Annotated in this window: 12 protein-coding genes; 9 read left to right on the top strand and 3 right to left on the bottom strand. The window is 31.3% G+C overall.

Features of this window, described 5'->3' with window-relative positions; genetic code table 11:
* The first annotated feature begins 142 nt into the window (after nt 1-142).
* On the top strand, nt 143-1,498 hold the full coding sequence (locus EYR00_RS11770; RefSeq protein WP_003535944.1) for an MATE family efflux transporter: 1,356 nt from the start codon (nt 143-145) through the stop codon (nt 1,496-1,498).
* Between the two features lie 267 nt (nt 1,499-1,765).
* Here the strand turns inward: EYR00_RS11770 and EYR00_RS11765 are convergent, their stop codons facing one another.
* Nucleotides 1,766-2,002 carry a hypothetical protein gene (locus tag EYR00_RS11765; protein ID WP_003535946.1) on the bottom strand — a complete coding sequence of 79 codons (237 nt, stop codon included), beginning with the start codon at nt 2,000-2,002 and terminating at the stop codon, nt 1,766-1,768.
* 215 nt (nt 2,003-2,217) lie between these two features.
* Nucleotides 2,218-2,817: a hypothetical protein gene (locus tag EYR00_RS11760; RefSeq protein WP_003535948.1), complete on the bottom strand. Its 600-nt coding sequence runs from the start codon at nt 2,815-2,817 to the stop codon at nt 2,218-2,220.
* A 198-nt stretch (nt 2,818-3,015) separates the two neighbouring features.
* On the opposite strand from EYR00_RS11760, the gene EYR00_RS11755 reads away from it, so the two are divergent.
* The 7 genes from EYR00_RS11755 to EYR00_RS11725 all read left to right on the top strand — a co-directional run bounded on the left by EYR00_RS11755 (nt 3,016) and on the right by EYR00_RS11725 (nt 10,955).
* A complete protein-coding gene (locus EYR00_RS11755) occupies nt 3,016-4,131 on the top strand; it encodes an ROK family transcriptional regulator (protein WP_003535950.1) in 1,116 nt (371 codons plus the stop codon).
* A gap of 10 nt (nt 4,132-4,141) precedes the next feature.
* Nucleotides 4,142-4,783, top strand: a complete 642-nt coding sequence (locus EYR00_RS11750) for an HAD family hydrolase (protein ID WP_008791242.1) — start codon at nt 4,142-4,144, stop codon at nt 4,781-4,783.
* 128 nt (nt 4,784-4,911) lie between these two features.
* Entirely contained in the window at nt 4,912-5,730 is an 819-nt protein-coding gene (locus tag EYR00_RS11745) for a Cof-type HAD-IIB family hydrolase (protein WP_008791243.1), read from the top strand.
* A gap of 314 nt (nt 5,731-6,044) precedes the next feature.
* On the top strand, nt 6,045-7,160 hold the full coding sequence (locus tag EYR00_RS11740) for a 2-oxoacid:acceptor oxidoreductase family protein (protein ID WP_003535953.1): 1,116 nt from the start codon (nt 6,045-6,047) through the stop codon (nt 7,158-7,160).
* Complete coding sequence (locus tag EYR00_RS11735; RefSeq protein ID WP_003535954.1) at nt 7,135-9,351, top strand: thiamine pyrophosphate-dependent enzyme; 2,217 nt, start codon at nt 7,135-7,137, stop codon at nt 9,349-9,351. The genes EYR00_RS11740 and EYR00_RS11735 overlap by 26 nt, the downstream gene beginning before the upstream one ends.
* Before the next feature lie 71 nt (nt 9,352-9,422).
* Entirely contained in the window at nt 9,423-10,085 is a 663-nt protein-coding gene (locus EYR00_RS11730; RefSeq protein WP_003535955.1) for an MBL fold metallo-hydrolase, read from the top strand.
* A gap of 117 nt (nt 10,086-10,202) precedes the next feature.
* Complete coding sequence (locus EYR00_RS11725) at nt 10,203-10,955, top strand: DeoR/GlpR family DNA-binding transcription regulator (protein ID WP_008791248.1); 753 nt, start codon at nt 10,203-10,205, stop codon at nt 10,953-10,955.
* A 25-nt stretch (nt 10,956-10,980) separates the two neighbouring features.
* Here the strand turns inward: EYR00_RS11725 and EYR00_RS11720 are convergent, their stop codons facing one another.
* Nucleotides 10,981-11,880, bottom strand: a complete 900-nt coding sequence (locus EYR00_RS11720) for a glycyl-radical enzyme activating protein (RefSeq protein WP_003535957.1) — start codon at nt 11,878-11,880, stop codon at nt 10,981-10,983.
* Between the two features lie 211 nt (nt 11,881-12,091).
* On the opposite strand from EYR00_RS11720, the gene EYR00_RS11715 reads away from it, so the two are divergent.
* Nucleotides 12,092-14,503, top strand: coding sequence for a glycyl radical protein (locus tag EYR00_RS11715; protein WP_003535958.1), 2,412 nt, complete (start codon nt 12,092-12,094; stop codon nt 14,501-14,503).
* Nucleotides 14,504-14,515 lie beyond the last annotated feature (12 nt).

Below are 14,515 nucleotides of genomic sequence, written 5' to 3'. Positions count from 1 at the left end.
TGGAGGATTTATTAAATAAATTTAATTTTAGCACTAAGCTTTTGTTTGGGGCTATCTATCTATATTAAAAAAGTGTATAATAGTATATACAATTAAAGCCATTTAATGGTCTTTTTTTATTAGATTAGGTAGGAGTGAGATAGTGGGAAAATATCGTCAACAAATTAAATCGATTTGTTTTTTAGCCTGGCCGGCGGTAGTTCAAGAGGCCATGAATGTTGTCGTTACATATGTTGATACAGCGATGGTAGGGGCATTAGGAGCTGGGGCATCGGCTGCAGTTGGATTGACCTCAACGGTTGGATGGTTAGTGTCTAGTATTGCTGTTGCTTTTGGAATTGGGATTTTATCAGTTTGTGCTCAAGCAGTAGGAGCAAATAATGATGAAAAAGTAAAGCGGGTAGGGCAGCAAGCTCTATTTTTGACATTAATTGTTGGGATAGCTTTAACTATAATGTGTGTTTTAATTGCACCATATTTACCAACTTGGCTAAATGGTGATAAAGCAATTAGAGGTGAAGCGGCATCATACTTTATGATTATTTCAATTCCATTATTATTTAGGACAGCAGCTTTGATTTTGGCATCGGCTTTACGTGGTGTCAGTGATATGAAAACACCAATGCTAATAAATTTATATATGAATATTATTAATATAATTTTAAATTTCTTGTTAATTTATCCGACACGAGAATTATTTGGAATTATAATTCCCGGTGCTGGACTGGGGGTAAATGGAGCAGCGATTGCGACGGCTATATCATTTGTTGCTGGAGGAATTATGATGTTCTTACGTTACTATAAAAATACACTATTTGATTTAAAAAACAGTGGTTTTCATTTTTATAAAAAAGAGTTTAAGGAATGTTTGAATATTGGGATTCCAGTAGTATTGGAACGTAGTGTTATTTGTTTAGGGCACGTAACTTTTGCTTCCTTGATTGCGAAGTTAGGAGTAGTACGATTTGCTGCTCATACAATTGCAATTCAAGCAGAACAAGCTTTTTATATTCCCGGGTATGGTTTTCAAACGGCAGCAGCAACTTTAGTTGGAAATGCAGTTGGACAAAAAGATGAGCATAAAGTTAAAGAGGTAACTTATTTGATTAGTGGTATTACAATGTTTTTAATGATAATTTGTGGGATTGCATTATTTATATTTGCTGAACAGTTAATGGGGATTTTTACTCCTGACCATGAGGTTATCACTTTGGGGGCTCGAGTATTGAGAATAGTATCTATTTCAGAACCGCTTTATGGAATCTTAGTAATTCTTGAGGGAACATTCAATGGGATGGGTGATACTAAGGCACCATTTGTTTTTTCATTATTTACGATGTGGGGAATTAGGGTAACCGGTTCTTGGCTAATGATCAATGTTTTCCATCAAAGTATTGAAGCAGTTTGGATTATGATGGTATTTGATAATATAGCCAGATGTCTCTTATTATCGCGAAGATTTTTAAAAAATGGCTGGAAGTACCGTCTTAATAGTTGATTAAAAGCGGGTGTATCTTATTCGATATACCTGCTTTTAAATATACATGAATTTAGATTTCATAGTAAATATTTAATATAAGAAAATATGAATTTGAAAAAAGTAAAAATTTTAGATATTAAATAATATGATAATTATAATTTAGAACTACTTTTTAAGCGATATTCTTAAATTTAAAACTATACTTTACCATAAAAAACGATTTTCCAATTATTTGATTTTTTGGCAGTTCACCGTGTGCTGATTTTTTATAAAATTTTGTATGGATTAACAATATGCTGGTAAATACATTTGGGGATTATCTTTGTATTTTTCAGCTTCTTCTTGACTTAGAAAAACAGTCAAATGTATTTGACTTGAAGAAATTATGTGAGGCCCAGCACATCCAGCATAACCTTCAATACTAAATTCATAATTATCATTATTACCACTAATATCAAAAACCTTTCCAGACATCACATAGCCATTCATCAAAAAATATACTACTGTTCCTTTTTCTAACATATTTATACCTCTTTCTATAAAATTGATATATGATAGTTAATATTTTGTTTTAAATGATTTACCTCATTATTAGTATGTAATTTTATTGTTGTAAATCTACAAAATATTTTAATTTTCTTACTACAACTGGATTATAGATCGAGCTTATTAAGTTATCAAATCATATGCATTAAATAAAAAAGAATTGATCTATATGATTATCTGGATCAATTCTTTTAAGCATCATTATTTGATTTAGGAAGTTCAATTTTTCTGCGTTCTTTATGACAATGCTTTTCAAAATCAATAGCAAGTTGATTCATGGCTGATAATTCTTGAAAGCTATAATCAACTTTAATTATTATTTGTTCTTGGCATCGATAGTAATAGAGATGATCGACACAATTAACAAAGATATGCTGATAAAAACTGTTAGCTAGATTTAATTGATTAAGAAAGTCATAGAGCATATGTTCAGGGAGATTGTGACAGTGTGAAAAAATATATAAACCATTATCTAAATAAATCTCATAGTTTTTGCTCTTTTGTTCTTTTCGCTCAAGAGCATTATCTATTTTATTGATTACGAATTCTAAATTTTTTTCATCATGGTCGAAAGGATTTAATTTTAAAGTACTATATAAAGGTTTTTTTATGTCAGCAACTGCTTCAGCTGGAGTTAATGCTTGAGTTACTTCAATTCCAAAATTACGTTTTGGAATGCGAAGGTCAGGACGATCAGCTTGAATAATATTATCAGCTGATACATCTAATACTTTTGTTAGGGTTAATGCAGCATATTTTTCAAAATAATTCTTACTATATGTCTCTTTCATTAATTGACCTCGATTTTTAAAAAGTGATAATCATTCATTGATTATCACTTAGTGGGTTTTATACTGTCTTCTTTATTCATATTATAGCATGGTTTATTTTATTTTCAAAGTAAGTAATAAGGATATTTGGATATTCATTGCGATATATTTAGATAACTGTTATACTTTTATAAAGGTTTTTTAGATAAGGTGGTATTTATGGTTGATTATAGTATTAAAAAGTATAATCGTAAGATTGTATATCAGCTGATATATCAAGCTAAGCAAATTACAAAACAGGAAATTGCGGAAAGATTAAAATTATCTTTGCCCACTGTTTCTAGTAATCTCTTGGAATTAGAACAGGCTGATTTGATAAAAAAAGAAGATATTAATGAGTCTACGGGGGGACGTAAGCCGTTAGCAATCTCTATTAAGGAACAATCTAGAATTGCAATTGGTGTCAGTATTTTAAAAGAAGGAATAACTTTTGTTGCTTTAGATTTGTATGCTCAACTGATTCGTAAACAAACAGTTGCTTTAGTTTATGATAATAGTGAAAGTTATTTTAAACAATATGGACAGGCATTAAATGAATTTATCGATTGTTTACAAATTAAAAAAGAAAATTTTTTAGGGATCACTATAGCTATTCAGGGGATCGTATCTCAGGATGGAAAAAAGGTTATTTATGGTCCAATTTTAAATAATCAGGGATTAACGTTAGAAAAGTTTGAAAAATCTAGTGATTTACCAGTTAAAATGATTCATGATTCTCATGCTGCTGGACTTGCTGAATTAAATTTCAGTGAAGATAATAACGATGCTATTTATCTATCTTTAAATCATAATCTAGGTAGTGCTGTATTTATGGCTGGAAAGGTTTTCCAGGGAAATAATTACAGTTCGACATTTGAGCATATGACATTAGTAGAGAACGGACGTCAGTGTTATTGTGGTAAAAAAGGGTGTTTTGAAGCTTATTGTAATGAAGATGCTTTATTAAAAAATCATACAAATATGACATTAGAAGAATTTTATAAACAATTACGGCAAAAAGACCAAACTGCAATGCAATCATGGAATGATTATTTTCATTATCTAGCATTAGCAATTCATAATTTAACCATGGTTTTAGATGCACCAGTAATTATTGGTGGTAAAATAGCTTCATTGTTTGAAAATGAAGATCTTGATCTATTAACAAAATTAGTTAGTGATTTGGATCCATTAAAGTTTACTGTTCCAGATATTAAAATAGGTCAATGTTTAAAAGAAACAGCAGCAATTGGAGCGGCTTTGACAGATATTAAAAAGTTTGTTGCAGAAATATAAGGAGAAGATAATGAAAAAAGCAGTTATATTTGATATGGATGGTTTGATGATCGATAGTGAGCGAGTTACTTATGAAGAGTATTGTCGTAAATTAGAACAATTAGGATATTCTTTTGATGAAGCTGTATATCGCTTATGTTTGGGGAAAAATAAGCAGGGAATATGTCAAGTATTTTATGATCATTTTGGAACTGCCTTTCCAATGACTGAAGTATGGGATGATGTACATATTAGGCTTGATGAACGTTTAGCAAAAGAGGTTCCTCTTAAAGCGGGATTATTAGAATTATTAAAATATTTAAAGGCAAATAATTATAAAACAATTGTGGCAACTAGCAGTGCACGGGTACGTGTCGATGTTATTTTAAAGAATGCACAAATTGAACAATATTTTGATGATACGATCTGTGGTGATGAAGTGATTCATGGAAAACCTAATCCTGAAATTTTTTTAACAGCATGTAAAAAACTTAATGTAGCACCAAGTGAAGCATTAGTGTTAGAAGATAGTGAATCAGGAATCTTAGCAGCCTATGATGGTAAGATCGATGTCTTATGTATTCCTGATATGAAGTATCCAGAAGCTGATTTTGCAAGTAAAGCAACTAAGATCATCTCATCATTAAAAGATGTAATTGAATATTTAAAGTAATAGTGAAAAGTTTCTATCATTGATTTGATAGGAACTTATTTATTTTTGAGAAGTTTTTGTTAAAAAAAAATACGAATATTGTTATAAAAATCAAAGGTTATATAATTTTACTAAGTGGAGGTATTGTGATGAATAAACTAACAAATATAAAAGCAGTAATGTGTGATGTTGATGGAACATTGTTAAATCAAGATGGTATTGTTTCACCTGCGACAGTTGAAGCAATTAAGAAAATTAGAGAAAAAGGAATTTTATTTGGTTTATCAACAGGGCGTGATGTTCATAGCGTTAAAACACTTTTAACTGTATGGGGAATTAGTGGCTTGGTTGATGCAATCGTTGGGACTGGAGGTGCTGAAATATATGATTATCAATTAAATATTGATAAATCAAGTTATCCGCTGGATGGTGAATTAATAAAAGATATTATTAAACATCATGAAGGAATGGATCTTAATTTTGCTATTCCGTATGAAGGGACATTATATGCACCTAAAGATGATGATTATATTCGTGATTTAGCACGTGATGATCGTGTGCCATATAAAGTTGTAGATTTTGATGTCTTTTTAAATGAGCCACGGGCCAAATTAATCATTGTTTGTGCACCTGATTATATGGATAAAGTTATTGAAAAAAGTAAAACTTTTTCTAATCCAAACTATAAATCAGCTTCTTTAAAAACAGCAAGTATTTTATATGAATATATGGATCCTCGGGTTTCTAAAACGCATGGATTACAAGAAGTTATGGCAATGCATAAAATTGAAATGACAGATTTATGTACTTTTGGAGATGCTGATAATGATTATGATATGACTTTAAATGCTGGAGTTGGAGTAGTCATGGCTAATGGAAGTGAAAAAACTAAGAGTGTTGCTGATTTTATAACTGATGATAATAATCATGATGGAATTGCAAATTTTATTAATAAATATATTTTATAGAGTCTGGTGATTGAAGTGCACTATATTGTTTTAATATAACCAATATAGTGCATTTTAGAGTTGGTTTTTTTATTTAGAAATAATAATTAAATTAGTTTAAAAATATTATCTTTTCGATAAACTATAGTATTGGAGATAATATAAATGTATGGATTGATTAATTCATTTTTAATTTTTGAATTAGGAGTCATCGTGGGGGCTCATGTGTTTGTTTCAAATAGCTAAATCAAAAGATTAAGTCTAGTAATAGACTTTTTATTTTTTTGGAATGATGACGATAAAAGCGGGAATTATTCAATTAGGAGGTATAAGAAGTGAACAAGATAGAATTAAGTAAAGTAAATGAAGAAGGGTATTATGAAATTCGTTTAGAAAGTGTTGGTGGGTTAGGGGCTAATTTATGTGGAAAATTATTAGGTGAATTAGGTGCGGCTTATCTAGGATTTAATGCTTCAAGCTTTTCTAGCTACGGTTCAGAGAAACGAGGTTCTCCAGTCAAGGCGTTTATTCGTTATTGTGATGAAGATAAAGAAATTACTGTTAATACTCCCGTTACGCGACCCCATTTGCTTGGGCTTTTTCATGAAGCGATGATAGGAAAGTTACAAGTAACAGCAGGAGTCGATGAAAATAGTTGTATTGTCATTAACAGCGGTGAGCAACCAGATGTAATTAGAGATAAATTAAAATTATGTGCTGGAACGATATATTGTATTGATGCAATTTATTTAGCAATGAAAATAAAATGTAAAGTCAATATGATCATGCTGGGGGCACTAGCTAAAGCGAGTGGCTTTATTCCTTTAGAGACAGTTTTAGAATTGATTGAAGCTACTTTGGGTAAAAAATATCCTCAGCTATTACAAAAAAATAAAGAAGGGATAATTGAAGGTTATAATGGTGTTGTTAGTAAAACGTTTAATGATGATGGTAAGTATCCGTTCATTCCTTATCGTGAAATAGAAAATGACTGGGGTTATCAAAATGCACCACTTGGTGGTGTGAATCCTTGTTTTGGAAGTACTATTTCGAATGATTTAAGTGCATCACGGGAAGGCTATATACCATTGTTTCTCCAAGAAAAATGTATTCAATGTGCACAATGTTATATTACTTGTCCGGATATGGTTTTTCAGTTTGAACCGGGTATTTATAAAGGACGTAAGATGATGGTAAATAAAGGTTTGGATTATCATCATTGTAAAGGATGTTTACGGTGTGTTGAAATTTGTCCAACTCAAGCACTGGTTAGTGGAGTCGAACGCGAACATTCAAATTTAAAATGGTTTATTCGTAACAAAGATTTAATTGTTGAGCATATGGATTATGAAGATGTGGGAGCAAATTCGTGGATAACGAGTGATTCGTTTTTGGAGGTAGAAAAAATAACGGAGGTAAAAAGTGATGGAAAAACAAAAGATGGTATTTGAAAGTGGGAATGAATTGGCAGCTTATGCCGCTAAACAGATTAATTATCATGTAATGGGATACTATCCCATTACACCATCAACGCAGATTGCTGAGAATTTAGATTTAATGAAAGCTGAGGGTAAGCATGAGATTGCTTTAATTGCTGCTGAAGGTGAGCATAGTGCGGCTGGAATTTGTTATGGTGCAAGCGTTGCTGGGGCAAGAGTTTTCAATGCGACTAGTGCCAATGGTTTGTTATATGCATTAGAACAGTTTCCAGTTCAATCTGGAACACGATTTCCGATGGTAATGAATGTAGCTTGTCGAACAGTTTCTGGTCCACTTTCAATCAAGGGTGATCACAGCGATATCATGTATATGTTAAATACTGGATGGATTATTTTATTTGCTCATAGTCCCCAGGCAGTTTATGATATGAACATTTGTGCTCTAAAAATTGCTGAAAAAGTTAAATTACCAGTAGTTATTGCGTTTGACGGTTTTTTTACTAGCCATCAAAAAAATAAATGTCAAGTCTTTGAAGATGATCAAGTTGTCCAAAATTTTGTAGGTAAATATCTGCCTGAATATCAAATTCTTGATTTTGAACATCCAGTCACAGTTGGCTCTTATATGAATGAACCGGATTTAATGAATAATAAATACCAGCTTCATCTTGCAATGGAGGAAGCTCGAGAGGTTATTCCGGCTATTTTTAAGGAATATGAAACAATTTCTAATCGGGCTTATCAGTATGTAGAAAGTTATCAAAATGAAGATTGTGATGTCTTAATGTTTGTTCTAGGTTCTGGATTTAGCAGTGCAAAACGAGCTGTTGATGAATTACGCAAAGATGATAAAAAAGTTGGAGTAGTTACAATCAATGTACTGCGTCCATTTCCAAGTAAGGAATTAATTAAGCATTTTAAAGTGCCTAAAACAGTGATTGTTTGTGATCGTCAGGATAGTTATGGTGCCAATGGTGGAAATATGTCTTTAGAAATAAAGGCGGCAATGCAGGAGGCAGGAATCACTACCCGTGTAATTACGAGAATTTATGGCTTAGGTGGCCGTGATTTTTATAAAGATGATGCAAAAGCATTATTATTAATGGGATTTCAAAAAGATGTAAAATTATTTGATTATTTACATATTTATCCCGGTAAAATTGAACAACCAATAACTCAATTTTTTAAACCAATCAAAGAAACTCCTGATGACTTCAAGTGTGTTTATAATGAAGAAAAACAAATAATGGAAGTTAAGCCGTTTACGCTTAATCAAATTGCAAAGATGCCCCAACGTTTATCTGGGGGTCATGGTGCTTGTCCAGGATGTGGGATTCCCGTCAATGTCAATTTATTATTAAGTGCAATCAGTGGAAATGTTGTTTTATTATTTCAAACAGGCTGCGGAATGGTTGTAACAACTTCCTATCCAAAAACTTCTTTTAAAGTACCGTATGTTCATAATTTATTTCAAAATGGGGCAGCGACACTTTCAGGAATCGTAGAAGCGTTTAACCAAAAAGTAAAACGACATGAATATCCCGAAGGAGAAATTACTTTTATCATGGTTAGTGGTGATGGAGGAATGGATATTGGAATGGGAAGTGCACTAGGTGCAGCTTTAAGAAACCATCACATGATTATTTTTGAATATGATAATGGTGGTTATATGAATACAGGTTATCAATTATCATATTCAACACCATTAGGGGCTAAAAGTTCGACTTCTCATCTTGGTCAAGATCAGTTTGGAAAATCATTTTTTAATAAAGATATGCCAGCAATCATGGCTGCAACAAATATTCCATATATTGCTACTGTAGCTGAATCTAATCCAATAGATTTTGTTAGAAAAGCGATTAAAGCTAAGGCTTATGCTAAAGAGTTTGGGTTAGCATATTTGAGAACTTTATCTGCTTGTCCGTTAAATTGGGGTGATCAGCCAAATTTAGAAAAAAGTGTAATTGAAGCAGGGGTAAATAGTTGTTATTTTCCTTTGTTTGAAATTGAGCAGGGTAAGTATAATCTTACATATGATCCACAGAAAGCAAAGAAAAAGATTCCATTAATTGATTGGTTTGCAATGATGCAGCGAACTAAACATTTAAGTGATCCAAAGTATACAAAAATTGTTCAGGCTGCTCAAGATGAAGTTGATCGACGTTTTGAAATTTTGAAAAAGAGGGCAGATGATCAAATTTAATAAATAATATAAAAGGTTATTGCTTGTTGTGTCAATAACCTTTTATAATGAGTAAAAGAAGGTGATTAATTGTGGAAGTAACTGAATATGCTAAAGATTTATATATTTTAGATGATGGTCAGGTACGAGAATTTCTAATTATCGGTAGAAATGAAGCGATATTGATTGATACTGGTTTTCCTGAGACGAAGATAATTAATGAAGTTCAGAAACTTACTAGTTTTCCGCTTAAAGTACTGTTAACTCATGGTGATGGAGATCATTGTGGGGGACTTGATAGTTTTCAAGAATGTTATGTACATCAGGGAGATAAGGGTTTAATTAAAACAACAATAAAAATTAATTGTTTAAAAGAAAAGGATTTGATTGAAATTGGTGATTACTGTTTTGAGGTAATTGAGATACCTGGACATACTTATGGAAGTATTGCATTTTTAGATATTCAGAAGAAATTATTAATTGTTGGTGATACTGTACAATTAGGACCGATTTATATGTTTGGTGAGCATCGAAATTTAGATTTGTATATTCATAGCTTAGAAAAATTAAATACATATCAAAATCAAATTGAAACAATTTTGCCTAGTCATAATCGTTATCCATTAACTAAGGAGTATATTGGTCATTGTCTATCAGATGCTAGATTGTTAAAGGCACATAAACTTTTAGGTGTTAAACATCAATTTTTACCATGTCGGGAATATCGTGGTAAAAAAATTTCGTTCTATTATTAGAAATAATAACTTTCGTTTTGAGAATAATATGATTGAAACGAAAGTTGTTTTTATTGTATTTGAAATATTAATATGATAAGGTAATAAAAGAAAAGAGCGGTGATGAGGATGGTTAAGATGTTGGCAAGACATACAAAAATACTAGAATTAATAACAGAGAATAAGAAAATGGAAGTAACTAAACTTTCTCAGTTACTCAGTGTTTCACAAGTAACAATTAGAAAAGATTTAATTCAATTGGAAAATAGTGGATTGATTGTTCGTGAGCATGGATTTGCAACTTTAAATTCTAGTGATGATATAAATAATCGTTTAGCTTATCATTATGATATTAAGCAAAGAATTGCTAAATTAGCGGTAGAATCAATAGAAGATGGTGAAACCGTAATGATTGAGTCAGGTTCTTGTTGCGCATTGGTTGCTTTAGAAATTGCGCAGACCAAAAAAGATGTTACGATTATTACTAATTCTGCTTTTATCGCCGATTATATTCGTAAAGTTGCTAAAATTAGAATTATTTTACTTGGTGGTGAATATCAAAATGAATCACAAGTAATGGTAGGACCGATCACAAAAAAATGTGTTGAATCTTTTTTTGTTGATAAACTTTTTATTGGAACTGATGGCTTTACTGAAACCTCAGGCTTTACTGGGAATGATTATATGCGTAGCGAAACAGTTAGAGATATGGCAAAACAAGCTGATAAAGTTATAATTGTGACAGATTCATTTAAGTTTTTGCAAAAAGGGGTTGTAACTTTGATTCCTACTGCGGAAATCGCATGTATTGTAACTGATACTCATATTCCAATAGAATGCGAAAATTATTTATTAGATCATGGAATTGAAGTTAAGAAAGTAGAAAATTAAAAAAGCTTATTTTATAGTAAGCTTTTTAGAAAAAACACTTGATGTCTTCATTGATAAAAATATTTTGATATTCTTTTAAGTCTTCTTTGTGGAGGGCTTTTTTATTTTTTAAACTATATTCTAGATTGAGCATTTCATATTTTTTTTCACCAAATTGATGAAATGGTAATAATTGAACTTTTAAAACACCGATATTTTTTAAGAGTCTTGCTAGTCCTTTGGCATCATTTAATGAATCATTAAAATCTGGAATAACAGGAATTCTTGGTAATACTTCTATTTTGTTTTGTAATGCCCACTTTAAATTTTTAATTATTAAATCATTATAAACACCTGTACCTAAAAAATGCTGCTCACGATCATAATGTTTAACATCAAATAATAACAGATCAAATAATGGAGCAAGTTTAGTAAAAAGCTCATGTTCAATATATCCGGTTGTTTCAATTGCTAAATGAAGCTGATGTTTTTTTAGTTCATTAACTAAGTGAAATAAAAATGCTGGTTGTGACATTCCTTCTCCACCGGAAATAGTAATACCTCCATTAGATTCTTCATAAAAATCTTTATCTTGAAGACAGGTTGTCACAATTTCATCAATTGTTTTATACTCACCTTCATTTTTTAGGGCAATTTGAGGACATTTATTAACACATCTCAAACATCCATTACATTTATTTTGATCAATAATAATTTTATCTGCAATTAATTTAATCGCACCTGTAGGACAATTATTGATACAGGTCATGCAATGCGTACATTTGTTATGATCCCACAAAATTTGAACTGCTTTTAGTTGTGATTCAGGATTAGAACACCACTTACATCTTAATGGACAGCCTTTAAAAAATATAGTTGTTCTAATTCCTGGACCATCATGAATACTAAATTTTTGAATATTAAAAATTATCCCCTTATTTTCCATTATGAATATCTCCTTATCTTTTCATTATTTATAATATCATGTTGATTGCAAATTGTAAATGTTTATATTTCATTTGAAACCGATATATACTGCTTTTGAAATAAAAATATTGACTTATTGTTCGTATATGTTAATATATAGGTGTAAATGAAGTGAATTTATGTTATGAACGAAACTTAATAATTTATTTTAGTAACTTTGGAGGAAAAATATGAAAAACATTGAACATTTTGGTGATTTAACACCTAGAATGAATGATTTTAGAGAAAAGGTTTTAGATAAAAAACCGTATATTTGTGCAGAGAGAGCATTATTAGCTACAGAATCTTATAGATTATATCAAAATCAGCCACCGGTTATGAAACGGGCACTAATGTTAAAAAATATTTTAGAGAAAATGTCAATTTATATTGAAGATGAAACTTTAATAGTTGGGAATCAGGCTGCTTCAAATAAAGATGCTCCAATTTTTCCCGAATATACGTTAGAATTTGTTATTGATGAATTGGACAAATTTGAAAAAAGAGATGGTGATGTTTTTTATATTACTGAAGAAACAAAAGCAGCTTTACGTTCAATTGCACCATTTTGGGAGAATAATAATTTAAGAGCTAAGGGGGAAGCTTTACTACCTGAAGAAGTAAATGTTTTTATGGAAACTGGTTTCTTTGGAATGGAAGGAAAATTAAATTCTGGAGATGCTCATCTTGCGGTTGATTATGAACAGTTACTAAAAATAGGATTAGTCGGTTATGAAAAAAGAGTGCGACAATTAAAAGCAGAGTTGGATCTATGTGTTCCGGAAAATATTGATAAATATGTTTTTTATAAAGCTGTATTGATTGTAATTGAAGCAGTTAAAACTTATGCTGATAGGTTTAGTCTTCTTGCTCAAGAAATGGCTGAAAATGCTCAAAGTCATAGAAAGGATGAGTTATTAGAAATTAGTAATATTTGTTCTAAAGTGCCTTATGAACCAGCTTCATCTTTTAAAGAAGCGATTCAATCAGTTTGGTTTATTCAATTGATTTTGCAAATTGAATCTAATGGACATTCATTATCATATGGACGTTTCGATCAATATATGTATCCATATTTGAAAGCGGATCTAGAAAAAGGCGTAATCACGGATGAGGAAGCTGTTGAGTTGCTAACAAATTTATGGATCAAAACATTAACTATTAATAAGGTCAGAAGCCAGGCTCACACATTTAGCAGTGCTGGTAGTCCAATGTACCAAAATGTAACTATTGGTGGACAAACTCCTGATAAAAAAGATGCAGTGAACAAACTTTCGTTTTTAGTTTTGAAATCTGTTGCTCAAACAAGATTGCCACAGCCTAATTTGACTGTTAGATATTATAATGGTTTAAATAAAGAATTTTTAGATGAATGTATCGAAGTTATGAAGTTAGGAACAGGAATGCCGGCATTTAATAATGATGAAATTATTATTCCTTCGTTTATTGATCTGGGAGTAAAAGAGGAAGATGCTTATAATTATTCAGCAATTGGTTGTGTTGAAACAGCTGTTCCTGGGAAATGGGGATATCGTTGTACAGGAATGTCATATCAAAATTTCCCAAGAATTTTATTAGCAGTGATGAATGATGGAGTAGATGTAACTTCTGGTAAACGATTTGTAAAGGGTTACGGCTATTTTAGAGATATGAAGTCTTTTGAAGAGTTGCAAGATGCCTGGGATAAGTCAATTAGAGAAATTACCCGATTATCTGTAATTGTAGAAAATGCAGTCGATCTTGCCTCAGAGCGTGATGTTCCAGATATTTTATGTTCAACCTTGACTCAAGATTGTATTGGTAGAGGGAAGACAATTAAAGAAGGTGGAGCAGTCTATGATTTCATTTCTGGATTACAAATTGGAATTGCTAATATGGCAGATAGTTTGGCAGCAATAAAAAAACTAGTTTTTGAGGAAAAAAAGATTACACCGCAACAATTATGGGATGCTTTACAAGATGATTTTATGAGTGAAGAAAATCAAAAAATTCAAAGTATGTTAATTAATGAAGCTCCTAAATATGGGAATGATGATGATTATGTTGATCAATTGGTTGTAGAGGCATATGATTCATATATTAATGAAATCAAAAAATATCCAAGTACTCGATATCAAAGAGGACCTGTTGGAGGGATTCGCTATGCAGGTACTTCCTCAATTTCTGCTAATGTTGGACAAGGATATGGGACAATGGCAACCCCAGATGGTCGTAAAGCCCATACTCCACTTGCTGAAGGTTGTTCTCCAGCTCATGCAATGGATAAAAATGGACCTACAGCGGTATTCAAAACAGTTTCAAAATTACCAACACATGAAATTACCGGTGGTGTTTTATTAAATCAAAAAGTAACACCACAAATGTTAGCGACAGAAGAAAATAAAGAGAAATTAGAAATGATAATTAAAACTTTCTTTAATCGATTACATGGCTATCATGTGCAATATAACGTAGTTTCTAGAGAAACATTGATTGATGCTCAAAAGAATCCAGAAAAGCATCGTGATTTGATTGTTAGGGTTGCAGGGTATTCGGCATTCTTTAATGTCTTATCAAGAGCAACTCAAGATGATATAATTGAAAGAACAGAACAAACATTATAAAAGGGGAATAAA

The sequence above is a fragment of the Thomasclavelia ramosa DSM 1402 genome (assembly GCF_014131695.1).
Classification (GTDB): Bacteria; Bacillota_I; Bacilli_A; order Erysipelotrichales; family Coprobacillaceae; genus Thomasclavelia; species Thomasclavelia ramosa.
This window is presented reverse-complemented; position numbering and strand designations above follow the sequence as displayed.